Origin of the sequence: Halolamina pelagica (assembly GCF_001307315.1) — an archaeon.
Taxonomy (GTDB): domain Archaea; phylum Halobacteriota; class Halobacteria; order Halobacteriales; family Haloferacaceae; genus Halolamina; species Halolamina pelagica_B.
The window spans coordinates 1,790,288-1,817,119 of sequence record NZ_LGUC01000001.1 but is presented as its reverse complement, the minus strand read 5'-3'; the positions used below and the strand labels follow the sequence as shown (position 1 = coordinate 1,817,119).

At 65.7% G+C, this 26,832-nt stretch carries 22 protein-coding genes, 1 tRNA gene and 4 pseudogenes; 11 read left to right on the top strand and 16 right to left on the bottom strand.

Features of this window, described 5'->3' with window-relative positions:
• Positions 1 to 121: 121 nt before the first annotated feature.
• Positions 122 to 3,199 (bottom strand): FAD-binding and (Fe-S)-binding domain-containing protein, encoded by a 3,078-nt coding sequence (locus SY89_RS09500; protein ID WP_054584038.1) that lies wholly within the window; start codon positions 3,197 to 3,199, stop codon positions 122 to 124.
• A gap of 165 nt (positions 3,200 to 3,364) precedes the next feature.
• Between SY89_RS09500 and SY89_RS09495 the strand changes: the two are divergent.
• From SY89_RS09495 to SY89_RS09485, 3 genes and pseudogenes are all read left to right on the top strand, one after another.
• A pseudogene (locus SY89_RS09495) lies at positions 3,365 to 3,547 on the top strand (HVO_2922 family protein); the annotation flags it as partial.
• A 55-nt stretch (positions 3,548 to 3,602) separates the two neighbouring features.
• On the top strand, positions 3,603 to 4,001 hold the full coding sequence (locus SY89_RS09490; protein WP_054584036.1) for an acyl-CoA thioesterase: 399 nt from the start codon (positions 3,603 to 3,605) through the stop codon (positions 3,999 to 4,001).
• A 38-nt stretch (positions 4,002 to 4,039) separates the two neighbouring features.
• Positions 4,040 to 4,348: a cyclin gene (locus tag SY89_RS09485; protein ID WP_054584035.1), complete on the top strand. Its 309-nt coding sequence runs from the start codon at positions 4,040 to 4,042 to the stop codon at positions 4,346 to 4,348.
• Here the strand turns inward: SY89_RS09485 and SY89_RS09480 are convergent, their stop codons facing one another.
• The 11 genes and pseudogenes from SY89_RS09480 to SY89_RS09435 all read right to left on the bottom strand — a co-directional run.
• On the bottom strand, positions 4,349 to 4,984 hold the full coding sequence (locus SY89_RS09480) for a phosphopantetheine adenylyltransferase (RefSeq protein WP_080506661.1): 636 nt from the start codon (positions 4,982 to 4,984) through the stop codon (positions 4,349 to 4,351).
• A complete protein-coding gene (locus SY89_RS09475; protein ID WP_054584034.1) occupies positions 4,911 to 5,495 on the bottom strand; it encodes a helix-turn-helix domain-containing protein in 585 nt (194 codons plus the stop codon). The genes SY89_RS09480 and SY89_RS09475 overlap by 74 nt, the downstream gene beginning before the upstream one ends.
• 123 nt (positions 5,496 to 5,618) lie before the next feature.
• The gene (locus SY89_RS09470) at positions 5,619 to 6,788 is read right to left on the bottom strand and encodes a DUF7289 family protein (RefSeq protein WP_054584033.1); all 1,170 of its coding nucleotides are present in this window, start codon (positions 6,786 to 6,788) and stop codon (positions 5,619 to 5,621) included.
• Positions 6,785 to 7,132 (bottom strand): archaellin/type IV pilin N-terminal domain-containing protein, encoded by a 348-nt coding sequence (locus SY89_RS15955; protein WP_189319145.1) that lies wholly within the window; start codon positions 7,130 to 7,132, stop codon positions 6,785 to 6,787. Before SY89_RS15955 ends, SY89_RS09470 begins: the two co-directional genes overlap by 4 nt.
• A gap of 81 nt (positions 7,133 to 7,213) precedes the next feature.
• Entirely contained in the window at positions 7,214 to 7,357 is a 144-nt protein-coding gene (locus SY89_RS17260; RefSeq protein WP_189319144.1) for a hypothetical protein, read from the bottom strand.
• Positions 7,358 to 7,421: 64 nt separating this feature from the next.
• Positions 7,422 to 7,742, bottom strand: a complete 321-nt coding sequence (locus SY89_RS09460; protein ID WP_054584031.1) for a DUF7266 family protein — start codon at positions 7,740 to 7,742, stop codon at positions 7,422 to 7,424.
• Positions 7,735 to 8,682, bottom strand: coding sequence for a DUF7261 family protein (locus SY89_RS09455; protein ID WP_054584030.1), 948 nt, complete (start codon positions 8,680 to 8,682; stop codon positions 7,735 to 7,737). Before SY89_RS09455 ends, SY89_RS09460 begins: the two co-directional genes overlap by 8 nt.
• Positions 8,670 to 9,224, bottom strand: coding sequence for a DUF7288 family protein (locus SY89_RS09450; protein WP_189319182.1), 555 nt, complete (start codon positions 9,222 to 9,224; stop codon positions 8,670 to 8,672). The genes SY89_RS09455 and SY89_RS09450 overlap by 13 nt, the downstream gene beginning before the upstream one ends.
• 50 nt (positions 9,225 to 9,274) lie before the next feature.
• Complete coding sequence (locus SY89_RS09445; RefSeq protein ID WP_054584028.1) at positions 9,275 to 9,775, bottom strand: DUF7287 family protein; 501 nt, start codon at positions 9,773 to 9,775, stop codon at positions 9,275 to 9,277.
• Positions 9,772 to 11,787 (bottom strand): annotated as a pseudogene (locus tag SY89_RS09440) (type II secretion system F family protein). The gene SY89_RS09445 and the pseudogene SY89_RS09440 overlap by 4 nt, the downstream one beginning before the upstream one ends.
• 709 nt (positions 11,788 to 12,496) lie before the next feature.
• Positions 12,497 to 15,572: pseudogene (locus tag SY89_RS09435) on the bottom strand (type II/IV secretion system ATPase subunit); the annotation flags it as partial.
• Between the two features lie 103 nt (positions 15,573 to 15,675).
• Between SY89_RS09435 and SY89_RS09430 the strand changes: the two are divergent.
• A complete protein-coding gene (locus SY89_RS09430; RefSeq protein WP_054584027.1) occupies positions 15,676 to 16,266 on the top strand; it encodes an AsnC family transcriptional regulator in 591 nt (196 codons plus the stop codon).
• A gap of 87 nt (positions 16,267 to 16,353) precedes the next feature.
• On the opposite strand, the gene SY89_RS09425 is transcribed toward SY89_RS09430, so the two are convergent.
• A tRNA-Arg gene (locus tag SY89_RS09425) sits at positions 16,354 to 16,426 on the bottom strand.
• Between the two features lie 45 nt (positions 16,427 to 16,471).
• On the bottom strand, positions 16,472 to 16,747 hold the full coding sequence (locus tag SY89_RS09420) for a Sec-independent protein translocase subunit TatA/TatB (RefSeq protein WP_054584026.1): 276 nt from the start codon (positions 16,745 to 16,747) through the stop codon (positions 16,472 to 16,474).
• Between the two features lie 179 nt (positions 16,748 to 16,926).
• On the opposite strand from SY89_RS09420, the gene SY89_RS09415 reads away from it, so the two are divergent.
• The 3 genes from SY89_RS09415 (at position 16,927) to SY89_RS09405 (ending at position 19,723) form a co-directional block, all read left to right on the top strand.
• Entirely contained in the window at positions 16,927 to 17,337 is a 411-nt protein-coding gene (locus SY89_RS09415) for a redoxin domain-containing protein (protein ID WP_321163914.1), read from the top strand.
• A 45-nt stretch (positions 17,338 to 17,382) separates the two neighbouring features.
• A complete protein-coding gene (locus SY89_RS09410; protein ID WP_054584025.1) occupies positions 17,383 to 18,183 on the top strand; it encodes an HD domain-containing protein in 801 nt (266 codons plus the stop codon).
• A 169-nt stretch (positions 18,184 to 18,352) separates the two neighbouring features.
• Positions 18,353 to 19,723 (top strand): MFS transporter, encoded by a 1,371-nt coding sequence (locus SY89_RS09405; RefSeq protein WP_054584024.1) that lies wholly within the window; start codon positions 18,353 to 18,355, stop codon positions 19,721 to 19,723.
• A gap of 22 nt (positions 19,724 to 19,745) precedes the next feature.
• Here the strand turns inward: SY89_RS09405 and SY89_RS09400 are convergent.
• A pseudogene (locus tag SY89_RS09400) lies at positions 19,746 to 20,248 on the bottom strand (DUF5797 family protein).
• Between the two features lie 93 nt (positions 20,249 to 20,341).
• Between SY89_RS09400 and SY89_RS09395 the strand changes: the two are divergent.
• Entirely contained in the window at positions 20,342 to 20,977 is a 636-nt protein-coding gene (locus tag SY89_RS09395) for a uracil-DNA glycosylase family protein (protein ID WP_054584023.1), read from the top strand.
• Between the two features lies 1 nt (position 20,978).
• On the opposite strand, the gene SY89_RS09390 is transcribed toward SY89_RS09395, so the two are convergent.
• Positions 20,979 to 22,127 (bottom strand): DnaJ domain-containing protein, encoded by a 1,149-nt coding sequence (locus SY89_RS09390; RefSeq protein WP_054584022.1) that lies wholly within the window; start codon positions 22,125 to 22,127, stop codon positions 20,979 to 20,981.
• 134 nt (positions 22,128 to 22,261) lie between these two features.
• On the opposite strand from SY89_RS09390, the gene SY89_RS09385 reads away from it, so the two are divergent.
• From SY89_RS09385 to SY89_RS15950, 3 genes are all read left to right on the top strand, one after another.
• Positions 22,262 to 23,236, top strand: coding sequence for an MBL fold metallo-hydrolase (locus tag SY89_RS09385; protein ID WP_054584021.1), 975 nt, complete (start codon positions 22,262 to 22,264; stop codon positions 23,234 to 23,236).
• Positions 23,237 to 23,307: 71 nt separating this feature from the next.
• Positions 23,308 to 24,333 carry an NAD(P)/FAD-dependent oxidoreductase gene (locus SY89_RS09380; RefSeq protein ID WP_054584020.1) on the top strand — a complete coding sequence of 342 codons (1,026 nt, stop codon included), beginning with the start codon at positions 23,308 to 23,310 and terminating at the stop codon, positions 24,331 to 24,333.
• A 381-nt stretch (positions 24,334 to 24,714) separates the two neighbouring features.
• Positions 24,715 to 25,863, top strand: a complete 1,149-nt coding sequence (locus SY89_RS15950; protein WP_080506658.1) for a tyrosine-type recombinase/integrase — start codon at positions 24,715 to 24,717, stop codon at positions 25,861 to 25,863.
• The last annotated feature ends 969 nt before the right edge of the window (positions 25,864 to 26,832 follow it).

The following is a 26,832-nucleotide window of genomic DNA, read 5'->3' as shown; positions in this document are numbered from 1 at the left end:
TGGCAGTTCGCTCGGCGAGGCAGGTGCCACACTCCCGCTGCTGCCCCGCCGCGGGTCTCAGGTCACGGGGCGTCTGCTCGCGCTTTCGCATTTAAAACTGGGCGCGGGTCGGTGCAGGCGGTTAGTCCTCGACCACCGCAGCAGCGAGCTTCTCGACGGGGTGGGGCGGCTCCGCGTCGGCGCCCGGGCGATCGGCGAGCTGGGTGCGACAGGAGGCACCCGGCGCGACGACTTCCTCCGCGTCGGCGTCGTCGACCTGGTCGAACAGGATCCGACCGATCGCCCGGCTCATCGAGTGGTGTTCGGCCTCGTAGCCGAAGCTGCCGGCCATCCCACAACAGGTCGAATCGAGCGGTTCCACGTCGAAGCCCGCGCGGCGGAGAACGCCGACGGCGTGGTGGTCCTTCTTCGTCGCCTTCTGGTGGCAGTGGCCGTGGTAGACGAGCGCGTCGTCGCCGCCGGCGTCGAACGCCGCGTCGAGTCTGAACACGTCGAGGTACTCGAACAGCCCGTAGGTCGCACTCGACAGGGCGTCGACGCCGTCGCCGGCGAGCAGGTCGTGGTAGTCCGACTGGAGCATTACCGCGTCGGAGGGCTCGACCACGACCACGTCCCAGCCGTCGCGGACTCGCGGGGCGAGCGCGTCGACGTTCCGGCGCGCGTGGTCGCGGGCCTGGCCCACGAACCCCTTCGAGAGCGGGGGCCGACCGCTCGGTCCGGCTTCCGCTGCGAGGCGGACGTGAACGCCGGCGGCTTCGAGCACCTTGACGGCGGCTTTCCCCTGGTCGGGCGCGTTGAAGTTCGTGTGCGTGTCCGGGAGGAGCAGCGCCTTCCGGTCGGCCTCGCTCTCGGGGACGCCCGGCTCGCGGTCGGCCATCCAGTCCTCGAAGCGCTGGCGGTGGAACGTGGGGAGGCTCCTGTCGGCGGCGATGCCGACGGTTTTCTCCAGCAGCAGTCGAGTGCCCGGCAGCTTCGCGGCGGCGTTCGAGAGCGGTGCGAGCCGGCTGCCGATCCGCGAGAGGGCGTCGACGTTTGCGAACAGCGTCTCCCGGAAGCTGCTCCCCTCACGCTGGTGGCGTGCGTGCTCGATCTCGGTCTTCATCTTCGCCATGTCCACCTCGCTCGGGCAGTCCTTGGAGCAGCCCTTGCAGCCGATACAGAGGTCGAGCACTTCGTCTTCGAACGCCTCGGTGAAGATTTCCTCCTCGGGAAGATCACCGCTCATCGCCTGTCGGAGCAGGTTCGCACGCCCGCGGGTGGCCTGAATCTCCTCGTCGGCCGCGCGGTAGGTCGGGCACATCACGCCACCGGTGGTCTCCTGCTCCCCGCGACAGCCGCCACAGCCGTGACAGAGCTCCGCCATCCCCTGGAACCCGTTGTCGTTCGTCCAGCGCAGTTCGGGGTCGAAGCCGGCGTCGAACTCGTACTCCGGAGAGAACCGGAGGTTCTCGGTCATCTCCACGGCGTCGGCGCGGGCTGGGAACGCAGGCGGGCGTGTCTCGTCGGGCGCGTAGCCACAGACCTGTCCCGGGTTGAGCAGCCAGTCGGGGTCGAACGCTGACTTCAGGTCGCGGAACGCCGCCCAGAGCTCTTGGCCGTACAGTTTCCGGTTCCACTGGGTGCGCGCGCGACCGTCACCGTGCTCGCCGGAGACGCTGCCGCCGAGTTCGACGACGAGGTCGCTGACGGCGTCGGCGATCGACTCGAAGCGCTCGACGCCGGCGTCGGTCTTCGTGCCGATCAACGGCCGGACGTGGAGCACTCCCGGACCGGCGTGGGCGTAGAAGGAGGCGAACGTGTCGTGGTCGTCGAGGATCCCCTGGAAGCGCCGGGTGTACTCGGGGAGTTTCTCGGGTGGCACCGCACAGTCCTCGATGAAGGAGAGGTGTTTCTCGTCGGTCGTTCGCGAGAGCAGGATGGGCATTCCGGCCTTGCGCATCTTCCAGAAGCGCTCTCTGGTGTCGGCGTCGTGGGCCTCCATCGCCGCCATCGCGTGGACGGGGTCGCCCGCGCTCGGCGGGTCGTCGCTCGGTTCGCCGGCGGTCTCGGTTCCGGGTTTGCGGTCCGCGAGCAGGTCGGCGACCTTCCGCCGGCCCTCGTCGTCGGTGTCGGCGTAGAACTCCACGAGCAGCGCCGAGTCGGTCCCCTCGGGCAGCAGCCCCACCACGTCGGCGAACTCCTGGGTGTCCCGCGCGAGGTCGAGCAGCGTGTCGTCCATCACCTCGACGGCCGCGGGGTCGTGTTCGAGCACGGCGCTCACGTCCTCCATCGCCGCGATCAGGTCGTCGTACGCGAGCAGCGCGACCGCCTTCGTGGCCGGGACTGGTTCGAGCGAGACGGTCGCCTCCGTGACGATCCCGAGCGTCCCTTCGCTCCCGGCGAGCAGGCGCGCGAGGTTCACCGTGGCGTCCTCGGAAACCTCGCCGTCGACGGTCGCCTCCTCGACCAGCACGTCCAGGTTGTACCCCGAGACGTTCCGCTTGAGTTCTGGGTAGCGGTCCCGGACTTCGTCGGCGTGCTCGTCGAGTACGTCGACGACCCCCGCGGCGATGCGGGCCTCGAGGTCACCCGCGGGGTCGGCGCGCTCCCGGAGGTCGCCGACGCGCTCCTCGCCGAAGCGCGTGACGGTGCCGTCGGCGAGCACGACCTCACAGGACTCGACGTACGCGTCGGTCTTCCCGTACTTCAGCGAGTGCGACCCCGTGGAGTTGTTGCCGATGGCGCCGCCGAGGGCGGACTTGTCCCGCCACGCCGGGTCCGGCGCGAACTTCAGCCCGTGTGGGGCGCAGGCGGCGTTGAGCTCGGCGACGATCGCGCCCGCCCCCGCGGTCGCCGTCGCCGCCTCGGCGTCGACCTCGCGGACGCCGTCCATCTCGGCGGTCATATCGAGCACGACCGCCTCGTTGACGGTCTGGCCGGCGAGGCTGGTGCCGCCGCCGCGGGGGAGCACGGGTATCTCCCGCTCGGCGCAGTACTCGACGGCGGCGGCCACGTCGGCGGTCGATTCTGGGAGGACGACGCCGATCGGAGTGACCTCGTAGGCCGAGGCGTCGGTCGCGTACAGCTGGCGGGAGTAGCTGTCGAAGCGAACGTCGCCGTCGACGAGGCGCTCGAGGTCCGCGACGAGTCCGGGCCGAGCCACGTCGCCACCTTGGTAGTCGAAGTCGCCGTCGGTCGACGGGTCGGGATCCGCTGCCATACGTAGTGGTTGCACCAGACCGGGGAAAAACGCACGCCCTCCGGTGAACGAGACCAGTCACGTCGACTGCACTGCGTCGGGAGCCGATCGGCGTCGCCGCCCCACGTGATCGCGATAGCCGGAAGAGGTTTCCCGTATGCGAACGACCACCAATCGATGTCCGAGTCCAAAGCGACCTTCGAGCTGTTCGAGGACGAAGCCGGGCAGTACCGCTGGCGGCTCCGCCACGACAACGGCAACATCGTCGCCGACAGCGGCGAGGGGTACGCGAGCAAGCAGAAAGCGCGCCAGGGGATCGAGAGCGTCAAGAACAACGCGGCAGGCGCCGACGTCGAGGAGCACGACTGAGCCGGCGGCCCGTCCGGATCGGTGTCCCTTTTTCACTCGCCCACCTGCTCCATCCATGAGCTACGAGACGACCCTCGACGTGCGCTTCCGGGACATCGACGCGATGGGACACGTCAACAACGCCGTCTACGCCACCTACGCCGAACAGGCTCGGGCGAACTACTTCGCCGACGTGCTCGACGAGGATCTCTCCGCCATCTCCTCGGTGCTCGCCCGGATCGAGATCGACTACCACCGACCGGTCGAACTCGACGACGGCCCGGTCACCGTCGCGGTGTCGGTCCCCCGGCTCGGGGAGTCCAGCCTGCCGATGGAGTACGAGATCCGAACCGTCGACGGGGAACTCGCCGCCAGCATCGAGAGCGTGCAGGTCGCCTACGACCGTGAGGCCGGCGAGTCGGTCCCGATTCCGAACGCCTGGCGCGAGACGATCACCGAGTACCACGGCCTCTGAGCCCGGAGCTTTATTCTGCCGCGCACTAACGGACAACCGTGTACAGCGCGCGGGACCGTGTCGAGGAAGAGGAGTGGCTCGCGGAGCTGGATCGCGGCGCCGACAGCCTGGGACTGAGCGCCGAGGCGCGGTCCACGGCCGAGGACCTGTTTCTGAGCAACGTGCCCGAGGCCGAACGATCCAAACCCGCGGTCGCGGCGGCGGCGCTCTATGCGGCCGCGCTGCTCTCCGGCGAGGAGCGAGCCCAGACAGAAGTGGCCGACGCGATGGATGTCTCCCGGCTCTCGGTCCAACAGCGGTGGAAGTCACTCCTCGAGGAGGCGGGGTTCCGTCCCCCGTCGTGGTGACTACTCGGAGTCGCAGGCGGAGGTCGACTTCGGGCTCTCCGGCGGGAACTTCCCGCGTCCCTCACGTTCGGGCGTGACGTTGCCGTGGCGGTCGATTTCGCCCGTGACGATGCGCGTCGAGGAGATGCGCTTGCCGTCCTCGGCGGGCACGTGGTCGACGACCTCGATCCGGAGCGGGTCGCGGCCGCGCTGCTCCCGGATCTCGTTGATTCGCTCGCCGCCTTCGCGAGTCTCCGGCGAGACGATCAGGACGTCGAACTGGGGCTCGGTCGCGATCCCGGTCGGTTCGTCCAGTCGGCGGATCTCGAACTCGCGGCCGTACTCCTCGGCCAGCGGCTCCAGTTCCGCTTCGAGATCTCGTTTGCGATCCTCCCAGGGGCGAACGTATCGCTCGACGTGACGGGTCTCCGGGGCGAGCTCGTCGGACGTGAGACCGACGGTCAGATCGCCGAGTTCGAACGCGCGGCGGAACAGCTTGCGGTGACCGTCGTGGACGGGGTCGAACGTCCCCCGATGGCGACCTGCATACCCCGGCTTCCGCGCGCCGGGGGTTAAAGCGCGGTCATTCGTTCTCGGGGGCGTCCTCCCGATCCGCGTCGCTCGCGTCCTCCCGATCCGCGTCGCTCGCGTCCTCATCGCCGTCGGTTGGTTCGGCGTCGGCCGCGTCGTCCTCGGCGTCTCTGACCGAAATCGTCACCGGGCCGTCGTCGTCGCCGTCGTCGTTCCGGGCCAGCTTGTCGTCGAGGTTGAACACCGCGTTGAGTTGGCTTTGGACCTGCCCGACCGCCCCCGACACCAGCTCACTGGGCGAGATAGCCTCGTACTCGTAGGGGTTGTTGCCGGCGCCCTCGCTCTCCCGTTTCCCACGGGAGACGGTCTCCTCCTCGTGGAGCTCCGCCAGCGCCTCCCGAACGGTACTCGGGTACAGCCCCGTCCCCTCGGCGACCTCCTCGCTGGTGCTGTTGGGGTGCTGTCGCAGGTAGACGTAGATCCGCGCGCGTGTCTCGGTGTCGAGCAGCCACGCGAGCAGGTCGACGACGCCTTGGTCGAACTCGCCGATCGCCTTGTCGGCACCCTCCTCCAGTCGTTCCCGTGCCGAACTGAGCTCGGACTCCTCGATCGTGTCGTCTTCGGGCTCTCCAGACATGTGTGTTCGGCCAAAGGTCAGAACTCCGCGCTGAAAAACGTTTGCCGACACACAGACCGTCGCCGCTCGCCGAACGCGTCAATCGACAGGGGTGGAAAGTGACGGAGATCGGCCTGCAGCAGGTCAGTCCAGCTCGACTTCGATCTCGTTCTCGGTCACGTGGAGGTAGGTGATGTACGTCCCGCCGGCGCCGGAGTCGTAGTCGAGGATGCCTTTCGAGGCGGCGTGGTCGAGGTGGACGCCGCGCCCGTTGCCCCCGGTCGTCCCGTGAGCGTTCACGGTGAACTCGTCGCCCAACTTGGCGACGTAGTGGCGGCTGAGCAGGTACGTCGTCGCCGAGTCGCTATCGCCCGCGTCGGTGCCGAACGTCCGCGTCTCACCGTCCTCGCCGTCGTGCCCGAACTCGATGTCGTGGTCGACCGGCTCTTCCCAATCGAGTTTCGTCTCCGTCGGATCTGCACTGCCGTACGTGAGGTTCAGCCCGCTGTTCTCGTCGCCCGCCGTGAGGTCGACGATCAGCTTCGAGGAGCTGCCACTATCGTCGACCCGGACCGGGCCAGTGTCGATATCGACGTTCGTGTTCGACCACTCGTGTTGCTCGCCGGTTCGCGTATCCCGGTAGAACATGTGGAGTTCGAGGTGGTCGGGGCTCCCGCCGGGGACGTGGACCAGGTACTCGAACTGGTAGTATTCGGACTCCAGGTAGAACCCTCCGTAGTAGTTGTTGAACCCGCTTCCCTGGTTATCCGTCTCGAAGGTGACGTTGAAGTCGGTCAGACTGTGCCCCGGCGCCTGTCCGCGAGCCGTGAGGCGGTCGTTGGAGATCACGTCGTTGAGCGTGAACTCGCCGATCGTGTCGACGGTCGTGAGCTTTACGCTCGCGCGGTTGCGGGCGTGGTCGACGGAGACCTCGCCGGTCGTTCGAGTCCGGAAGTACTCGGCCCAGGCCTGGTAGAACTGGCTCTGGACGGTGACGCTTACGTTCCCGGAGGTGACGGGGTTCTCGTAGGCGGTGTTGTCGCCGTACGGCGCACCCTCGTCGCTCCAGCTCTCGCCGGCGTCCGACGCGGACGCGTTCGGGAACACCTGGCGGGAGTCGTTCTGGCGCGTGACGACTGCCGTCGTCGGCCCGGACTCACGCGAGTCCGTAGTCACCCGCATCACCGGCAGCGTCAGCGTCGCGCCCCGGTAGTTGAACTCCGGCGGCGAGCGCATCACGCTGCCGTTCCCGCGGCGTTCCCAGACGCCGCCGCCCTGATAGCCGATCTCCACGTCGCCGTTCTTGTAGCTCACCGACCCGAGGGAGGCGTTGTAGATCGTCTCGTTGTTGCTGGAGCCAGTCGCGTTGTGGTGGACGATCCGGAGCCACCCCGCGTCTGCGTCGGTGACGAACTCGCCGTCGCCTGAGGGGCCCAGATCGACGCGCTGGGAGCTACTCTCCCGAGCGCGACGATCGCGGCCTTGGAGTCGAACTGCGTCAGCGAGTGGCCCGCCTGTGATACCGTCGCGCCGCGCTCGGCGTCGGCGAACGCCTGCGACCCGAGGCCGACGACGACGCCGGTGCCGATGATGGTGATGCCCAAAAGCAACACCACCCCGACGACGCTCGAGAGGCCGCGATCACTCTCCGATCCCATCATGTCGACGTAGAACCTCCACGGTGATAGGTCCACCCCACGAACCGGTTAGATCAACGTCACGACGGCGTGAACGGTCGATCACGGCGTCTCACCCTCCTCGTACACAACGAGCTCCCGGGTCCCGTCGCCGTCGTCGTCCTCGACGACGATCGTCACCGGGCCGCCAGGGAGCGTCCCGTTCGCGACGGGGTACTCGGTCCGCAAACTGACGTTGCGGCTCACGTCGACGGATTCGGCGCTGACGACGATGGTCGCTCGGGCCGGCTGGTCCGAGGGGTTGACTGGTTCAGCAACTCCAGCGTGTACGCGCCGCCCGCCCCACGTCCGCGGGGAGCCAGATGTCCACCTCGACGATGCCGTTCTCGGCCGCGCCGGCGAGCCTGTCGGCGTCCTCGAGCCCGCCGGCGAGCTGCTGGCCGGAGACGGTCAGTTCGTCCCGGGTGATCGCCTCCCGCTGGTCCTCGATCAGCCCGCCGCCGGCGATCAGCAGCCCCGAGACCAGCACCGCGGTGATCGACAGCGTGAGCGTGTACGCCAGCGTCGTCGACACCGCCCGGTCGTCGCCGAGCAGGGCGCGAACGCCGCCAGTCGGGCGGTCGTCAGTCATCAGCGCCCGCCTCCCCGGGAGCGACCCGGAACTCCGACTGGTAGAACAGATCCGCCGAGCGGTAGGTGACGTTGAGGTCGGCGCTGTACAGCGCGGGGGAGACCGTCGGCGCGCCGGCGTCCTCGTCGGCGCCGGTCACGAGACTGCTCGTTGGTTCGTCGACGACCAGGGAGTAGGTGCCGTTGACCTGTTCGTTATCGCTGCCGTCAAGAGCGTCGACGTAGCCAACCGTGTACGTCCCCGAGAGGTTCCCGAAGAACCGCAGCTCCGGACAGTCCTCCCCGGCGACGGTGCCGGCGGTGATGTCGACCACCACCCGGTCGTCGGCGCCGGGATCGACCGTGCAGCCGTCGCCGACCTCGGTGTCGGTCTCGTCCTCCACGGTAACGGCCACGTTCCCGCTCCCGTCGGAATGGACGAACACTCCCCACTCGTCGGTGCCGTCGTTGAAGGTCACCTGGAATGCGTCCGTCGCACTCGACGCGAGGTCGCCCTGCGTAACGTTGAGTCGGAACGCCCGCACGTGACTGTCTTCGGCGACGGTCCACGTCGAATTCCCGTTGTCGTCGGTGAAGTTCCGGTCGGTCTGCTGGGCGATCCGGCTGCCGTTGGTCATGTCGACGGTCGTCAGGTTCGTGCTCGTCAGCGACGCGCCCGAGTGAGTGTGGGCGAGCTCGCTCCACCCCGTGACGCTGTCAGTGAAGTTGCTCCGGACCGCCGCGTAGGTGTCGCCGTCGACGCCGTCGATGCTCGCCTGCGCCATCGTCGTCGCCTCGTTCTCGTACTCGATCGCCTCGCCCGCCCCGGTGCCGGCGTCGCGGGTCGCGACGTTGCCGGTGTAGATCGCGGCGTTGAGCAGCACCGCCAGCGCGACCAGCATCACCGCGAGCGTGAGCGCGCCCACGAGCAACAACTGCCCGCGGTCGTCTACATCCGCCATACGACCACCTCCACCTCCAGTACGTTGTACACCCGACTGTCGTGGGCGTCGGGTGCGAAGAAGTCCGCCTCCGCGAGCGTCGTGTCCGTCCGATTCGTCGACTCGGTACTCTCGTTGGTCTCCCGGAGTACGTCGTCGTCGTACACGGTGAACGACCGCGAGGCCGTCGACGCGTGGTCGGAGGGCGATCCCAGATCCACCAACTGTACCGGGTGGCGGCTCCGTTCCCCGTCCCCGGTGATGAAGTAGACGTTCACGTTGAACGCGATGTTGCGCTCTCGCAGCGTCCGGTCCAGCACGTTCCCGAACGCCGTCGGCGGGCCGCCGCCGTGGAACCCGCCCTGCTCGGCCCCGTTGAACTGACCCGACTCGTTCCAACTCAGCACCGTCGGCACGATCGTCCCGTTCTCGGCCTCCGCGGCCAGCACTCCCTCGGCGAGCTTCGCCTGCTGGTTCTCGATGTGCTGGCTCGACGTACTCCCGGTCAGCGGCGTCACCGCGGTGACCTGCAGCGCGAACAGCAGGCTGGCGAGCAGCAACATCCCCGCCGTGATCGCCTCGAGCGCGTGGGCCTGCCCGCGATCGCCGCCCGTCACCACGCACGCACCTCCAGCCAGTACGTCGTCCCGTCGATGGCGACGGTCCGGCGGGCCGTGGTGACCGAGACGCTGCTGGGCGGGTCGTCCCCGGCCGAGAGCGTCGTGCCGTCGACGACGGCGGCGCCGCCGCTCGCGTTCTCGACGGTGATCTGAACCGCTTGCCCGTCATCGAGGGCGAACATCTCCTGGATAGTGGTCGCCGAACTGTCGAAGCGACAGTCCGCTGGAACGGCGGCTCCGCCGTCCAACTGCTCGAAGAACGCGACCGTACAGCTCCGGTCGAGCAGGTACTGCTCGTCGGGGGACCCGAGCCGCTCGGTCGACAGCGAGGTGGCGACCCGATCGGCGATCTGGGCGTCGCCGGCGCCGACGAACGGGGCGAACATCCCCGGGATGGTGGCGACGACGAACGTGACCGCGACGAGGAAGATCCCCACGCCGATCGCGTAGTCGAGCACCGTCTGCCCGCGCTCGTCGTCGACGAGGCGGCTCACACTACCACCACCCAGACCGCCAGCGCCAGCGTCTGCAGGATCACGACGAACTTCACGCCAGAGATGATCTGGGCGTCGCGGATGTACCCCGAGATGAACCCCGAGAGCACCGCTTGTAGCGTCACGGCGTGCAGGAACAGTAGCGAGAGCAGTTGGGTGTCGATACTGGCGCCGAAGCTCAGCCCGCCGGCGCTGCCGCCCCCGCCGCCCATCCCCGCCATCGTGTCCAGGAACTGCACCTTCAGGATCGCCATCACCGCCAGCAGCGTGAGGTAGGTCATCAGGATGATCGCCACCTGCATCCGCGTCCGGGATTTCCGCTCGCGCTCGATATCGTCCTGGTTCTCGGAGGACTGTGCGGCCGTCGAGAGCACGTCGGTGATCTGGCTCGACGCCTCCTGGGCCTCCGCGATCAGCTTGATCGTCCGCGCCAGCCGGGGGATGTGGTACTTGTTGTTGAACTCGACCATCGCCTCCCGCAGGCTCATCCCGTAGTTCACCTTCGCGTACATCACCTCGAACTCGTCGGCGAGCTTCCCCGTCGACGTGTCGGCGACGGTCTGGATCGACTCGAGCAGCGTCTGGCCCGTGTCGTTGGCCGAGGAGAGCTTCCGCAGGTTCTCCGAGAGCTTCCCGGTGATCGACCGTCGGGTCAGCCCGTTCCACTCGTAGAAGAACGCCAGCGGCACGAGCGTCATGTACGAGGGGACGTAGAACCAGACGAACGTCCCCAGATCGGGTTCGCGATCATCCCCTCCCACGTCGTCGGCATCGAGCCGTCGGTGAACAGCACGCCCATCACGGCCAGCGCCGTCGGCACCGTGAGCGCCAGCGTGAACAGCGGGTTGTCCCGGAAGAACAGCTGGGGGGCCGAAAGCAGCTGTTTGGTCTTGTAGTTCCCCTCGCGGGACTTGATCCGGTTGAACACGTCGAACCCACCGGTGAACGCCTCGATCAGCCCGAGGTGGAACAGCCCCTCGTCGCGACTAGCCTCGAGCCGCTCGTTCCCCTGCCCCGGCGAGAGGTAGCCGTCGCCGGGTTCGTCCTGCTTCACCGTCGAGATCATCACCAGAAAGCCCACGCCGGTCAGGGGATCAGGGCGTAGACGGTCCCGTAGATCAACCGCTCCCGGCCGCTGCCCATCATGCTCATTACGACGAGAATGATGATGAGCAGCAGGGGAACAGCGAGAGCGTCATGTACATCTCGCCGAACAGCTCCAGGGTCTCGAGGGTCGTCTCCTGTTCCTGCTTGGCGGTGCGCATGTGCTTCTCTTTCTTGTCGTAGAGGAACTGCTCCATATCCCCGCCGGAGTTGATGATCGAGAGCATGTCCGTGAGGAACTGCGAGAGCTCGTCGCTCGGCGTCTCCATCGACTGCTTGCGCACCGCGTTCCGGTAGTCGGTGCCGAAGTACTCCGTCTCGTTGACGATGCTCTGGAACTCCTTTGCGACCTCGCCGTACGTGTCGTCGGCGTCGGCCATCGACTCGAGGATCTCGAGTTGGTTCAGTCCGCCGACCGAGAGCGCGTACATGTAGGAGACCGAGTCCGAGAGCAGCATGTTGATCTCCCGTTCGCGCGCCGATGCCCGGGAGTAGGGGATCGCGACGATCGTGCCGAACCCCATGCCGAAGCCGATGCTCCCGAAGACGAGCCCCGACAGGAGGATCACCGCCGGCACCGTCGCTGCCTTCAGCGTCGCCGCCATCTCGGCGCTTCCGGCGGGGATCCCGAGGCTGAGGGTCTCAGGTGTGATCAGCCCGAGTTCGAACACCGCCCACCCGAGCAGGCTCCCGACCAGCCAGAGCGCGCCACCGATCAGGACGCCGACGGCGAGCGCCCGCGAGAGGTAGAGTTCGACCGCCTGGTTCATCCGGGCCTCGGTCAGCTTCCCCTCCACGTCGCTGACGAAGTCGCTCTCCGACTCGAACAGCAGCTCGTACAGCGGGTAGAACGCGTCCGCCAGCGCGCCGGAGTCGCTGTCGGGCCCCTCGCCGAGTTCGAGGCTCATCTACTCGTCGCCCTCCTCGTCGAGTGACCACGAGTCGACGTCGACACCGCTCTCGGACTCCTCGCCCGAGTCGTCCTCGTCTTCGGGCACGCCGAGGAACAGGTCGTCGGGGTCGTCGGCGTCGTCGGAATCGAACAGCGGGTCGTCGTCGCCGGCGTCGAAGGTCAGATCGCTCGGGTCGTCCCAGTCGTCGGACGGCGCTTCCTCCCACTGGATCGCCGGCTCGTCCGACTCGTCGTCGCCGGCGTCGTCGGACTCGCCACCGAACTGAATGGGTGGTTGGTCCGAGTCGTCGTGGTCGTCCCACTCGAGCGGTTCGTCGCCAGCCCGATCGCCGGATTCCTCCTCCTCGTCTGACCCGTCGGTGGCTGCTCCGGTCCCGAACGGGTGGTCTGTGTGAGGATCGTCGTCGAACCCGTCCGTGGCCGGGCCGTCGTCGAACGGATCGTCGGTACCCGGTTCGTCTTCGAGGGGTCGTCAGTGGCTTGATCGCCGTCGAACGGATCGTCAGCGGTTGGTTCCTCGTCAGCCATCGGCCGGTCCGAACCGGCTTCGTCGCCTGCCCCTCCATCGGGGCCGGGTTCCCCTCGGACTGGTGGCGCAGGGCCGAATCCTCCCCGGGCTGGCCGTCGCCGGCCGGATCGTCAGCGAACGGGTCATCGATCGGCTGCTCGTCGTCGAACTGATCGTCGCCGGACGGCTGATCGCCGACCCCGTCGCCGCTGGACTGAGCGTCGTCGAACCGCTCGGTAGTAGGCGGCTGCGCACCGAACTCGTCGTCGACCTCGGGGCCGGCTTCGAACGCCTCGTCGGTAGGCGTGGTGGTACCGAACCCGTTTCCGACGGACGGGTCGTCCGCGGACTGCCCCTCGTCGCTTGGCTCCGCCGCCGATTCGCCATCGGGCTCGCCGTCGTCGGTGGTCGGTGTCGTCGACGACGTGTCGAACGCCTCGTCGACCGACTCGGGCTCCGGCCCAGCCGCCGGCTTGTCGGTGGCTGCCTCGCCGTCGTCCCCCGCAGAAGCGCCGTCGGGTTCGTCGTCGCCGGGTCCGAGTTCGGGCATCGGCTCCTCGTCCGGGCTGTCGTCGATCGCTTCCTGGTCGTCGCTCCCGGCGTCGATCGCGTCGCGGTCCGGGCCGTCGTCGGCGCCCACCGACTCGGCCCCGGCTGGGAGTTCGCCGGCGGCGTCGGTAGTGGCCTCGACGTTGCCCTGGGGTTGCGTCTCGACCAGAGCGTCCGCCACGCCGTCCGGCGTCTCGCCGTAGTACTGCTCGAACAGCTCCTCCTCGGCGCGGTCGAGGATCTGCCGTGTCTCGGCCAGGATTTCGTCGTTGGGGTCGGGCCGGGGGACCATCTCCTCCTTCTCGGGGTCGATGTCGATCAGCACGGACTCCATCTCCCGGAGATCCTCGAGTGAGGCCTCGAGCTGGTCGTTGGCCATCAGCGAGAGGATGGTCTCGGGGTCGTTGATGAACGCCTGGAACGTCGCCGCCACCTGCGTGTACGTGTTCAGCCCCTCGTGGATCAGGTAGGCAAGCACCGTCTGCCGTTTGAAGATCTCCAGATCGAGCTTCTCGCGGTCCCACCCGCGATCGAACATGATCTCCTCCAGCGTGTTCGAGTTCCCCATCTTCAGGAACTCGTCCGTCTCGGCCTGCCACTGGTACACGTCCTGAACGTTGATCTCGTCGTTCTCGGCGTCGTAGTGGTTGATCTCGGTCAGCGACTTGTTCCGGCGCACTTTCTGCCCCTGGACACGGGTGGACGTCTGGATCGACACCAGATCCAGCGCCGTGAACATCGTCTTCGAGACGTTGATCGGCTCGGTGGTGAACCGCTTCAGCACCTCGCCCACGTTGTCGGCGTGGAACGTCGTGTACGTCGTGTGTCCCGTAGACATGACCTGGAACAGTGTGCGCCCCTCCTCGCCACGGATCTCGCCCATCACGATGTAGTCGGGACGCTGTCGGAGCGCGGCCTCCAGCAGGTCGAACTCGTCCACGTCGCCCTTGTCGTCGTCGGAGAACGACGGGCGCGTCACGGAGGCGATCCAGTTGCGCTGGGGCAGTTCGACCTCGCGGGTGTCCTCGATGGAGACGATCTTCGTGTTCGACGGGATGAACAGCGAGACCGCGTTCAGTGAGGTCGTCTTCCCGGACGCCGTCCCGCCGGCGAAGATGAGCGATTTGTGGTTCTCGATACAGAGCCACAGGAACGCCATCTCGTCCAGACTGAACGTCTGCCAGTTGATCAAGTCGACCGGGGTGAACGGCACGTCCTTGAACTGTCGGATCGTGTAGTTCGTCCCGTGGTCTGACACCTCCCGCCCGAGCGTCAGCTGGGCACGCGAGCCGTCCGGGAGTGTGGCGTCGACCTGTGGTCGGCGCTTGGAGATCCCCTTTCCGGAGCGTTGGGCGAGTTTAACGACGAAGTCGTCGAGCTCATCCTCCTCGTGGTAGACGTTGGTGATGATCTGCTCGTAGTCGGAGTGGTAGACGAAAACGGGGGAGTTGTACCCGTCACAGGAGATGTCCTCGACGTTGATGTCGTGCTTGATGCCGTCGATGCGCTCGTAGCCGATGAAGTCCCGTTCGAGGTAGTACAGCAGCTTCTCGACCTGGTACTCGTTGAGGATGTCGGCGTCCTCTTCGAGCAGCACCGGCTCCGGTCGAACCTCGATACCCTCTAGATCACGGACGCCGTCGACGGGCTCCTCGTACCCCAGCAGATCGATGACGCGGCCGCCGACGCCGCCGTCGGGGTCGATCCCGAACGCGTCGGCGACGTGGTTCCCGAGGCCGCCGCCCTGGCCGTCGTCGTTGGGCTCGTCGTAGAGGTCGTAGCGATCCAGTAGCTCCCGGGTTTTGGTCTCGATCACCGACCGCCGGTGGTCCTCGTCGCCGGCGGTCGCGCCCTCGTCCTCGTACTTGATCGACGCGCGGAGCTTGTCGGTCAGATACGCAGACAGCTCCGACTCGATCTCGGTGAGGTGGGTTGGACGACGTAGTACTTGATCTCGTTCTCCTTCGTGGAGCGGAAGATCACCACGAAGGAGTAGGGCTTGTTGACCCAGTAGCGGTCCCGCTCCACGAAGTGGTGCTTCTTCGCCAATGGGACCGTTTTCTCCAGGTCGTAGCGGTTGGCGACGGTGGTTCGCCCCTGCGGATCGGAGAAGAAGGCGTCCTCGTCGACCTGGTCGTCGACGTCCACCGTGCGCTCGTCGATCAGTTCCTGCAGTTCCTCGCCGGCGCGCTCGCAGTCGGCCATCGTCGCGCCGATCGTCTCGGGCGGGAACCCGAGTGCCTCCTCGGCGTCGAACGTCTCGGGTTCGCCCTCGGCGTCGGTCGGGGGATCGCCGCCTTCGTCGTAGAAGTACTCCCGTTTGTAGTCCTCCCAGCCGTAGATGTCCTTGATGACCGGCGTCTCGTCGTAGCCGATCAAATCCGAGTACTCGGTGATGTCCTGTGCGACCCGGCCGGCGGCGCCGATCCGCGCCTCGATCTCCCAGGGGGGAACCCCAGGTACTCGTCGGGATCGAAATCGGTGCGCTCCCAGTCCTCACGGGTGAGCGCCCGCTCCCCTTCGCCCCAGCGGTCGCTCCCGGGCGTCTCGTCGAAGCGTTGGTAGAGCGTCCGTGCCGCGTCCGGTTCGCCGTGCTCACGAAGAAAATCGTCCCACGTGTACGATCCGACGACAGCGTCCGGTCCGTCGTCGGTGGGCTCGACCGGCTCCGCGACCTCGCCGTCAAGCGGGCTCGGAGTGGAGTCACCCTCGTCGGTAGCCATTGACTACTCGCTCTATCCCCGTACGCAAAAAATCTCCCCTGGGAGTATCAGTCCGGAGAACGGCCCGCGGAAGCCATATCCTTTCGGTGGCCGTACGCCCGCTGTGCGCGACCTCGACGAGACGGACCTTCGAATCATCGAACTGCTCGCAGCGGACGCCCGCCGGCCCTACAGCGACATCGGCGACGAGGTGGGGCTCTCGGGGCCGGCGGTCTCCGACCGCGTCACGCGCCTAGAGGACTCCGGCGTCCTCAAGCGATTCACCGTCGACGTGGATCGGTCGCAGCTGCGTGCCGGCGTCCCGGTGTTCGTACGTCTCGCCGTCGATAGCGGGATGGACGCCCTCCGTGAACGCGTCGCGGCGGCGAGCGCCGTCGAACACCTGTTCGTGACTGCCGAGGAAGAGCTGCTGTTCTACGGCCGGGCGCAGGCCGACGGCGTCCGCGACTGGCTGGCAGAGCTGATCGGCGACGCCGACGTGGCCGAGCGAGAGATCTCGGTCGTCGACGACGTGGCGTGGACGCCAGCTCTCGGCGGCGTGGAGTTCGCGCTCACCTGTGCCGAGTGCGGCAACACGGTCGACAGCGAGGGCGAAACCGAACGGCTCGGCGACGACGTGTACCACTTCTGTTGCCCGTCGTGTCGCTCCCGGTTCGTCGAGCGCTACGAGCGGATGGAGGCCGGAGCGGAGTAACGGCCCCACGGACTCGCAGGGAGGACTGGTGTAGCGGATTTCGACCCCTCCGAGCCGGTTCCACGGTCCACTTCGTTCGCCGGAAAACGGGCGTGGTGGGATTCGAACCCACGATCGAGGAGTTAGGAACCCCTCGCCCTGTCCGCTAGGCCACACGCCCTAGCCGCCGCTACCGGGTCGGGGGACAAAAGAACACGCTTCTGCGCTACTCGCTCGTCGAACTCTCGGTCTCCGCCTCGTCGGTGTCCTCGGACGCCGTCGAGGAGGTGGAACTGTCGTCCGAATCCGGGCCCTCCTTCATCTCTTCGAGCTCCTCGTTCAGCTCCTGGCGGCCCTTCTGGAACTCACCCATCGCCTGCCCGGTCGACCGAGCCAGCTTGGGGATCTTGTTCGCGCCGAACAGCAACACGAGCACGAGGAGGATGATGATGAGCTCTGGTCCCCCGGGAATCGGTACTTGAAGCGGCGCAGTCTGGAACATCTCTATGCTGATGTACCCCACAACCGACTATAGGCCTTTTGGAAATATGGACCGGGGGAGAGCCCTTTTCCCGCGGCCGCCCCGGGCATCAACATGGACGACACCGTGCCCACAGTCGGTACCGACGCGCCCACGTTCTCCGCCCCCGTCGCCGACGCGGACGGGATTACCCCCGCCCCCTGACGGCGTATCTGGGCGAGACACCGACGGTCCTCGCGTTCTTCCCGGCGGCGTTCTCGGGCACCTGTACGACCGAGCTCTGTACGTTCCGCGACAGTCTCACCCCGCTGGCGACCGGCGGAGCCACCGTGCTCGGGATCAGCACCGACCTCCCGTGGGCACTCGCGGCGTTCCGGGAGGCGGAGTCGCTTCCGTTCCCGCTGGTCGCCGACAACGACGGCTCGATCTGCGAGACGTACGGCGTGCGGACGACGTACGAACGCTTCGACATGGACGGCGTCGCCCGGCGCTCCGTGTTCGTCGTCGACGCCGACGGCACCGTCACGTACCGGTGGCTGGCCGACGATCCCGGGACCGAACCCGACTACGAGGCTATTTCGGCCGCCGTCGACGCTGCTGCCGACATCTGACCCACCCGACGGTCTTTTTTCGGTCCGCATCGTGGTTGTGAGTCGATGGCCAGCGAGACCACCGGACACAAATACGACCCCGCGGAGGAGCACGCGTTCCCGGACGAGCGACTGAACGAGGTGCTGCCGAAACTGGTCGAGCACCCGGAAGTCGAGGCCTACCTCGAGGCTCAGAACGTCAACGCGGTCACCCGGAAGGGGTACAACGATCACGGAACCAAGCACATCGAGATCGTTCGGAACCGCGCGCTCCGGCTCTACGACCTGCTGAAGGCGGGTAACGTGCCGTTCAACGGCGCGACCGACCAGGGGCTCGACGAAGCCGACGAGCCGGTCATCATCGCCCTGGCGGCGACGCTTCACGACGTGGGGCACGTCGTCCACCGCGACGACCACGTCTACTACTCGATTCCGCTGGCGGCTGATTTCCTCGACGAGTTCCTCGATCAGTTCTACGAGACTCCCGAACAGATCCGAATCAAGGCCGAAGTGCTCCATGCGATCCTCTGTCACCACACCGAGGAGACGCCGCTGACCCGGGAAGCCGGCGTCATTCGCGTCGCCGACGCGCTCGACATGGAGCGGGGTCGCTCGCGTATCCCTTACGAGGAGGGCGGCCGGGGCATCAACACGCTCTCCAGCCAGGCGATTCGCGAGGTCAGCCTCCAGCCGGGCAACGGGACGCCCGTGATGGTCGAGATCGAGATGGTCAACGCCGCCGGCGTCTACCAGGTCGACAATCTCCTCAAGTCGAAGCTCCGGGACTCGATGCTCGAGGACGCGGTCCGGATCGTCGCCGTCAACACGAAGAGCGACGCCGGCCTGGTCGAACGGATCGAGCTCTAACCCCGGGCAAGCGGTCGCCGAGTCGCACGTCACTCGCCGGTGGCACTGTCGGTCGCAGCAGTCGCTCGACCGGGCCGCAACGATCCGGCAAATCCTGCCGCTCGTCGTCGGAAACGCCTGCAGAGATGGATTCCTTTATCCGTCGCTGTCGTGTTCGATCCGATCACCCGTGGCCCGGTTCGGAAACTCGGTCGCCCTGCTCAGGAACCGCGAGTTCCTCTCGCTTGCGGGGACGGCGTTCGCGCGGAGCCAGGCGTACTCGACCATCATCATCGCGCTCGCCCTCTACGCCGACGCGTTCGGCACCTCCGGGTTCATCGAGGGGCTGTGGGGGACCGCGTTCGCGTTGGTCCAGCTGTTCATCGTCCTCCCGCTTGGCCGCAAGATCGACACCGGGAACGCCAAGCGGTGGCTGCTGGCCGGCCTCCTGATCAACGTCCTGGTGTTCGTGGGGTACATGCTCATCGGGCACCCCGTCCATGCGGATATCGTCGCCGCTCTCGAAGGGGTCGGGGCGGGTGCCCTCTGGACGACCAGCGGGTCGATCCAAGTCATCTACGTCCGGATGGTACAGGGGATCGGTGCCAGCATCCTCTGGATCACCGGCTCGACGGTCGTCGGGCAGATCTCGCCCGACGACGAGAGCGGTCGCTGGCTGGGCTCGTACAATCAGGTCGCGGCGTTCTCCTCGTTGGCCGGCGACGTGGTCGGCGGGCTGCTGCTCTCGATGTACGACCCGCTCCAGTCGAGCGTGGTGTTCGCCATCCTCGCCGCCGTCACGCTGGGGGCGTTCGTGCTCGTCTACTTCAATCTCCGCGACGACCCGGGTGGCGGCGTCGACGACCCCGAGGCCCAGTCGGGGGTCGGGACGATCAAGAAGTTGCTGAAGCTGCCGATGTTGCGCTCGCTGGTGCTGTTCCGGCTGGCGTTCTCGGTGGGGAAGATGGCGGTCATCATCTTCCTCCCGATCCTCGCCAGCACGGAGTTCGGCATCGGCGCGTTCGCCATCGGCTGGATCCTCGCGGGCGGGAAGATCACCAAGGCGCTGCTCCAGGGGTACGTCGGCGACCTCACCGACCGGATCGGCGACCGCGCGAAGTTCGTCGCCGTCGGCGCCCTGGTGTACGGGCTCGGGATTGCGCTCATCCCGCTGTCGCTCCCGGCCGAGGACGCCGTTGGACGCTTCTACCTCGGCTACTTCGGTCACGGGCAGGAGCTGGGCGGCGGGTTCCTCGTGCTGTTTCTCGCCTACGCGGTCATGGGGATCGGCGACTCGATCCGCCTGCCGGCGAGCATGGCGCTGTTCGTCGAGGAAGGCGAGACGTACGACTCCGTCGCCAGCGCGATGTCGCTGCGCTCGATCTCCTGGAAGATCGGACAGACCGCCGGCCCGCTCGGGGTCGGGCTGATCAAGGACTTCGTCGGCACCGTCGAGGCGTTCCTCACCGCGTCGGGGTTCGTGGTGTTCGCGACCGGGCTGTTCTGGCTCACCCACACCATGTCGAGATCGCCCGGCACCGATCCGACTCCGGGGGATTAGTTGCGCTCAGGCGCCGGCGCAGTCAGTCTTCGATCGTCTCGACTTCGAACGCCGAGCGCTCGACGGCGAGGCGGAACGTCGGGACCGTTCGGTACTCGACTTCGACCACGTCCTTCCGGCGGAGGCTTCCCAGCGCGTCCCGCACCGACTCGACTTCGGGATCGATGTCGAACGACGCCCGGAGCTTCTGGAGCACGCTCACGACGCTCTCGGAGCGCTCCTCGGGCCCCGCAATCACGTCGAGGATCTGTGCGTGGAGCTCCGGCACGCGGATGCGGTCGGGCACGCCGCCGGTCTCCTCCGGCGGCACGCTCGGCTCCACGTCGACGAGCTCGACGCCCTCCTCGGTCGCGCGAATCAGGCTGTCGTCGTCGCGGTAGTAGTAGTCGCCCAGCTCGTTCTCGAGATACTGGTGGACCTCGCTTCCCGACTCCATCCCCAGCGATCCTGTAGCTCCTTGTTCTTGGTCGGCTGGAGGGTGACGATGTCGGCGAGGCGTGATTTGGCCTCGTCGCTGAGACTCATTGGGCGAGGCTGGGGCGTCGGGGCGTATGGCTATTCCGGTCCCGGCGGGCCGGAACCACGGTAGCTAAGCGTCCCAACCCGCTATGGGGCGACGTGCGACACGTCACCGACCGGGTGTCGAACCCATTCGGCATGGAGCCGCCCTGCGATCAGTTCGTTCCCGGCTACGGCGACGCCAACGCGGACTTCCACGTGGTGGGCGACCATCCCGGCGTCCACGGCGGCGTCGATACTGGTGTCCCGTTCACGGGGTCGGCCGCGGCGGAGCGACTCCAAACCGCGCTCGCCGACGGCGGGCTGCTCCAGAGCGTCGGCGACGAGCCCGACGCTACCGGGACGTTCCTCTCCTACCTCCACATGTGCGTGCCCGAGGGCGGGACCACCCCGACGGACGACGCGTACGCGGAGATGGAGCGCTACTTCGACGCCGAACTTCGCGCCATCGCCGCCCACGTCCTCCTCCCCGTCGGCGAGCACGCGACGCGGCACGTCCTCGAGACCTACACGGCGCAGGCGTATCGGACCGACGTGGAGATGGACCAGCTCCACGGCACCGAACTGCTCGGTAGCGGCTGGCTGGTGCTCCCGATCAAGGACCCGACCGACTGGGCGGACGACGACGACGATCGACTCGTCGAGGCACTCGAGACGCTGCAGGCCACGGACTACCGACGCGAGAGCGATCTCGGCCGGTTCCTGCCCGGCGGCGAGTCCTACCACGTCCGGTAGCTCAGCGCGTCGCCCGGAGATACCGCCCCACGTCGACGAGGAACCCGCCGCCGCTCAGCACGGGCAGCAGGATCAGCCCCACCAGCGCCGCCCACGTCGGGACAGCGACGACCGGCCAGACCGCGAGGGTGACCGCGGGCCCCAGCGAGGGAACCGCGTACATCCACGCGGCGCCACGGCCGAACCGGCCGACGGTCGTCAGCACGACCAGCGGGAGGAGAACGGCCCCTGCGAGCAACACACCGCCGAGCGCCGGCGTTCCCGCTTGCATCGTCTCAACGGCCGTGAGCAGATATGCGGCGGGTGACTCCAGCGGGAACGGACCGAGGAGCGTCGACACCGGCGACGCGACAGCGTCGGCGACGGCGCTTCGAAGCGCCGCCTGCCGCGGCAGCGCGTAGACACCGAGCCCACCGAGGTAGACGAACAGGGAGAGCGCGACGACGCCGTACCAGCGCTTCAGTCCGCGTCGGCGCCGAACGCCGGCCGGAACCGTCGACGACGACGTTGCGGACTGTGCGGAGTTCGTCGCGGCCTCCCAACTGCTGGCGTCCGAGCCGGTGGTCGTCGATTTCTGCTCGCTCGTTTGGTTGGTGGCGTCAGTCGTCGCCGTACTGCTCCTCCCCGCCGCCTCGGTGGCCGACGTATCGCTCCCGTCACTGCGTCGCCCGGTCGAGGAGCGATCCGCGGCTGTGTCGGTCCCCGTCCGGGTGTCGGATCGGGTGCTGTTGGCCCCTCCGGTCGGCGATGTCGTGTTGGCCGTCGTCGAGTTACTGGTGGTCGAGGTACTGGTCGTCGAGGCGGTGTCCGTCGTCGTTCGGCCTGTGGACGAGGACTCGGTTCCTGGCTCCGTTTCGGCCGCCGTCACGCCGTCCGGCAGCTCCTCGTCCGGGAACACGGATACCGGCGGGAGGTTGTCGAGGTTCTTCTCGACGTACTCGCGGTGGCCCAGCCGGTCGTAGGTTTTGCGCTCGGCCGGGTTCGAGAGCACGTCGTGGGCTGTTCGGATGAGTTTGAACTGCGCGTCGCTATCCGGGTGGTCGTTCACGTCGGGGTGGTACTCCCGGACGCGGTCCCGGTAGGCGCGTTTGATCTCTTCGGCGGCGGCGTCGTCGGCTGCGCCGAGAACGTCGTAGAGGTCCGCCGGCATGGTCCCCGTTACACCCAGTCCGTGTTTGAATCTACCGCCCGACGGTCGCCGACGACAGCTCCTGTCCCTGCGGCGATTCTTCGGGAACGCACCGAAGTGGGAACCCTCTTTGGCGCCCGCCGAGCAGGTCATGTATGGAGCGTATTCGGCTCGGGAACACCGTTTTCGAAGGGGAGAACAACGTCTACCTTCTGCAGGGCGACGAGACGGCGCTCGTCGACGCCGGCGTCGCCACCGATCCGACTCGCCAGGAGTTCGTCGACGGGCTGGCGTCGTTCGGCGTCACGCCCGCGGACATCGATCGCGTGTTCCTCACTCACTGGCACTACGACCACGCCGGCCTGGCGGGCATGATCCAGCAGGCCGGCGGGGCGACCGTCCACGTGCACGAAGCTGACGCATCGCTCGTCTCCGGCGCGGAGGCGACGTTCATCGAGGACCGGGCGCTACAGCAGGAGACGTTCGAGGCGTGGCAGCTACCGGACGGCCCGCGGGAGGAGCTTCTCTCCTTCCTCGAGGGCCACGCGGAACTCGCCGGCGACGACGTCGACGTGACGCCCTTCACCGGCGGCGACCGGTTCGAGGTGAACGATCTCGAACTCGAAGCGATCCACCTCCCCGGCCACTCCGACGGCCTCTCGGCGTTCGCCTTCGAGGACGACGGTGAGCGACAGGCGTTCGTCGGCGACGCCATCCTCCCGAAGTACACGCCGAACGTCGGCGGCGCGGACGTCCGAGTAGCGTCGCCGTTGGCGAAGTACGTCGACAGCCTCGTCGAGGTCGTCGAGCGTGACTGGGACCGTGCACTGCCAGGCCACCGCGACCCCATCGAGGAGCCTGCGGAGCGCGCGCGGGAGATCATCAGCCATCACCGTGAGCGGACTGAACGGGTCATCGACGTACTCGAGCGCCACGGCGGCTGTGACGCCTGGACCGTGAGCCACCACCTGTTCGGCGAGTTGGACACGATCCACATTCTCCACGGCCCGGGCGAGGCGTTCGCCCACCTCGATCACCTCGAACGCCACGGCGTCGTCGAGCGGGAGGCGACCGACTACCGACTCGTCGTCGACGACCCGGAGATCGACGCGCTGTTCCCCGACCCGTAAGCCTCCCGACGGGTTCTCGCGAGCGATGCCACGAGTGGTGTGCTTTTAGGTTGCAAGTCCGGAGTGGGGGTATGAGCGAAGTCGACCCCGACTACCAAGTGGCCGTCGTCGGCGGCGGCCCGGCGGGACTGACGACCGCACTGTACACGACGCGACTCGGGCACGATACGGTGCTGATCGATCGCGGCGGCGGCCGGGCGGCGATGATGCAGGAGACCCACAACGTCATCGGCATCACCGAGGAGGTCTCCGGGAACGAACTGATCCAGACTGCCAAACGACAGATCGAGTCCTACGGCGCCGACACCGTTCGGGGGCTGGTCTCGGACATCCACGGCTCGTCGGGGTCGTACCGTCTCGACGTTGGCGAGGAGACGTACACCGCCGAACGGGTGGTGCTCGCGACCGGCTTCTCCGACGATCGGCCGGAGCCGCCGCTGCCCCGAACTGGCCGCGGGCTCCACTACTGCCTCCACTGTGACGCCTACATGTTCATCGACGAGTCGGTGTACGTCATGGGCACCAACGAGAGCTCGGCGCACGTCGCCATGATCATGCTCAACTTCACCGACGAGGTGGACCTGCTGCTCCGCGGGGAAGAACCGGAGTGGGGCGAGGAAACTGACCGACAGCTCCGTGCCCACCCGATCGACGTGATCGACGAGGAGATCACGGGGATGAACACGGACCAGGACGGCTGGCTGGAGTCGTTCGAGTTCGAGGACGGCACGACCCGAGAGTACAAGGGCGGATTCCCGATGTTCGGGGCGGAGTACCACGCCGAACTCGCCGAGGTGCTCGACCTGAAGCGGACAGACGGCGGCGCCGTCCAGGTCGACGACCACGGCCGGACATCCGTCGAGGGCGTGTTCGCGGTGGGCGACCTCACGCCGGGGCACAGTCAGATCCCGGTCGCGATGGGCGAGGGCGCGAAGGCGGGGATCGCGATCCACTACGACCTGCGGGAGTTCCCCAAGTCGCTGGCCGAACTCGACGGCGAGTCGGTCGATCCGGCGTCGACGCCGGCGGTCTCGGACGAGATCCGCGAGGCTGCCCGCCGGCGTGACGGCGCCGAATCCACGGCTGCGGACGACTGATCGCGAACAGGCGGCCCGACTCCGGCGCGAGACGGCTGGCCGCACAACCGCGACCCGTCCCGCGGTGACTCTCAGCGCACACCGGGGGTGGTCCCGGCATCGTACTTGAACGTCGGGTCGATCCGAAGGGGAACGCCCTTATTTCTGGGTGTGGTTACTCCGAGTGCGCACCGGTGGTCTAGTGGCAGGACCTGAGCCTTCCAAGATTGCGGAATGGAAGCGTCAACCCACCCATCGGACCAATCCTGCTAACGCGGGATTTCGACATTTTCCCGGTTGTAAACCTAAGTACGCAAGTAGAAAAACACACGTCGCAACACTAAACGAGAAATCGGAGTACGGCGTGGGCTTGCTGAATCTCTCGGGCTCAGGATAACAACCATGTTCGACAAACCGCAAGACAATGTGGAGTTGCCCGTCCCAGTTGTAAGTGAGCCCAATCAAACGGCGCTAGAGCAATTCGCTCCCCTCCAAGCAGAGGATTATGAGGATTTCAAGTACGACTTCCTCGTTTGGCTTTCGACTAGAGGGAAGCGACCATTCCGGGGAGATGGGTACGCGGATACCACAGTCCAAACCACCCATTACAAAATTGAGGTTGCATATCGGTGGCTCTGGGATACTCACGGAGAGTATCGTACTGGATTCACCCCAGAGGATGCTGATCAACTGTTGAATGATCTAGTCCGTCGAAGCCCAAAGACGGACAATGAGATATCTATCTTCATCAAATCGCTCAAGCGGCTATTCAAGTGGTTCAATGACTCTCGAAATACAGACTATGACTGGGAATACGAGCATAAGGATCAACTGAAGGATGAAACCTCAGACAAGAGTATCCACTACTTTCGCGCGTGGGAGCTATCCAGCCTCTATGATGCTGCTGTCGAAATTAGCTCTGTTCGCAGCTATCACAACAAGGGAATGAGCCCCGAAGAGAGGGATGAAATCAAGACTCACCTAGCACAGAGAATGGAGATTCCCAAAGAAGAGGTAGGACCGGAGGAATTCGACAATGCCAATTCATGGAAGTTTCCCTCGCTTTTCTCTGTTAGTGCCGATCTGGGGCTCCGCCCGATAGAGGTTGGTCGGGCTAATACGGGTTGGCTCAATCTTCAGGATAAAGAGGTACGGATTCCCAGAGAAGAATCTACCAAGAATTCAGAACCTTGGGAATGCGCTTTGTCTACTCGCTCTGTTCGGGCTCTGAAACGCTGGCTTGAGGAACGAGAGCGGTATGATCGATATGCCGACTCAGACAAATTGTGGCTCACCAAGTACGGGAATCCGTATGGGTCAAGCTCGCTCAACAGCCTCCTAGATGATTTGCTAGCAGAGACAGATATCCAACCCAATGGTCGGCAGTTGACTTGGTACGCTATTCGACGGGGGGCTGCTACTATGTGGGCAAGTGATGCAGGGATCGAAGCTGCTCAGGAACAGCTTCGGCATTCAAATCTTGAGACTACCCTTCGCTATGTGAAATCTGAGAGTGGTCGTAGGGCCCAAATGGCCAACGAAATGTGGTAATTTTCTAGCTTCTATCTTTCTTTTGGCCACTACTTTTGTGGTCCGGACCTAGTGGGATTCGCTCAGTAATCTCCAAATCCGGTACCAACACAGAGTATAGCGAAATATCGCAAGATAGCTCTGGATTCAGACTCTGTAATGGGCTTCAATTCATATCTTTTGGGAAGTAAGGAATATCCAAAGGCAACCTATCAGTTATCTTTGTGCTTATACGCTGATTATGTCCTTGAATAGAATACAAGTATGGCGGATCCAGATATCTGGCTTGAGCTTCGATCTGGGCAAATCAAACTCTCGGGGTAGGGGATTGGGTGAAGTAAGGTCGGTTCGATTTTTGAGACATAATTAGACTTGATACTCATTTGCTCTTGAGGGTCTGCTAGCTTTGTCTCTAAGCGGCTAGTCAGGTTTCTCTGTAGGATAGGGCATTCCACTAACATTCTAACTCAGGCTCATAGCATGGACTCTATGGCTATACGTGAGACTGTGGGAGGAATCAGAGGTAGAGAGTAGATCATTGACCGAAGAAGAGGAATCTGCTACAGCTGAGAGAACCGAAGAAGAATGAAAGAAGAATCGCAAGACAGAGCAAAGTCTCTATAGCTGAGTGAAGTCTGTCTCAAGTCTGGCAAAGGACAGCAAAGTCTTTGGTTCAATCTATTTTAGGAGCAATTATCTAGAACTGATATCACCGACTCTCAGGCTATTTTCTTATTCTTTTGGGACTGTGGTCACGGTGCGACTTTCCCGCTAATGAGCCTTCTAATTCTTTGTCGCATAAATGTCGGATTCAAAATCTATGAGATATTGGTTCTGAACAGGATACCAACCTCTGAATCTGCATCCGTAAGTACAGCTAATAGCGTTACCAGAGTAATGTCACTTGATTTTCGCATACATCCCTGCCAATTCCAAATCCTTCTGAGCAACTGGTTCCCACTTTATCATATACTTCAGACTCTCCCCAAC

Bases quoted from the DNA above. Each gene is read 5' to 3' on its own strand.
- SY89_RS09500 (WP_054584038.1), bottom strand. From the start codon at position 3,199: ATGGCAGCGGATCCCGACCCGTCGACCGACGGCGACTTCGACTACCAA.
- SY89_RS09490 (WP_054584036.1), top strand. From the start codon at position 3,603: ATGAGCTACGAGACGACCCTCGACGTGCGCTTCCGGGACATCGACGCG.
- SY89_RS09480 (WP_080506661.1), bottom strand. From the start codon at position 4,984: ATGAGGACGCGAGCGACGCGGATCGGGAGGACGCGAGCGACGCGGATC.
- SY89_RS09475 (WP_054584034.1), bottom strand. From the start codon at position 5,495: ATGTCTGGAGAGCCCGAAGACGACACGATCGAGGAGTCCGAGCTCAGT.
- SY89_RS15955 (WP_189319145.1), bottom strand. From the start codon at position 7,132: ATGGGATCGGAGAGTGATCGCGGCCTCTCGAGCGTCGTCGGGGTGGTG.
- SY89_RS09460 (WP_054584031.1), bottom strand. From the start codon at position 7,742: ATGACTGACGACCGCCCGACTGGCGGCGTTCGCGCCCTGCTCGGCGAC.
- SY89_RS09455 (WP_054584030.1), bottom strand. From the start codon at position 8,682: ATGGCGGATGTAGACGACCGCGGGCAGTTGTTGCTCGTGGGCGCGCTC.
- SY89_RS09450 (WP_189319182.1), bottom strand. From the start codon at position 9,224: ATGTTGCTGCTCGCCAGCCTGCTGTTCGCGCTGCAGGTCACCGCGGTG.
- SY89_RS09420 (WP_054584026.1), bottom strand. From the start codon at position 16,747: ATGTTCCAGACTGCGCCGCTTCAAGTACCGATTCCCGGGGGACCAGAG.
- SY89_RS09410 (WP_054584025.1), top strand. From the start codon at position 17,383: ATGGCCAGCGAGACCACCGGACACAAATACGACCCCGCGGAGGAGCAC.
- SY89_RS09390 (WP_054584022.1), bottom strand. From the start codon at position 22,127: ATGCCGGCGGACCTCTACGACGTTCTCGGCGCAGCCGACGACGCCGCC.
- SY89_RS09385 (WP_054584021.1), top strand. From the start codon at position 22,262: ATGGAGCGTATTCGGCTCGGGAACACCGTTTTCGAAGGGGAGAACAAC.
- SY89_RS09380 (WP_054584020.1), top strand. From the start codon at position 23,308: ATGAGCGAAGTCGACCCCGACTACCAAGTGGCCGTCGTCGGCGGCGGC.
- SY89_RS15950 (WP_080506658.1), top strand. From the start codon at position 24,715: ATGTTCGACAAACCGCAAGACAATGTGGAGTTGCCCGTCCCAGTTGTA.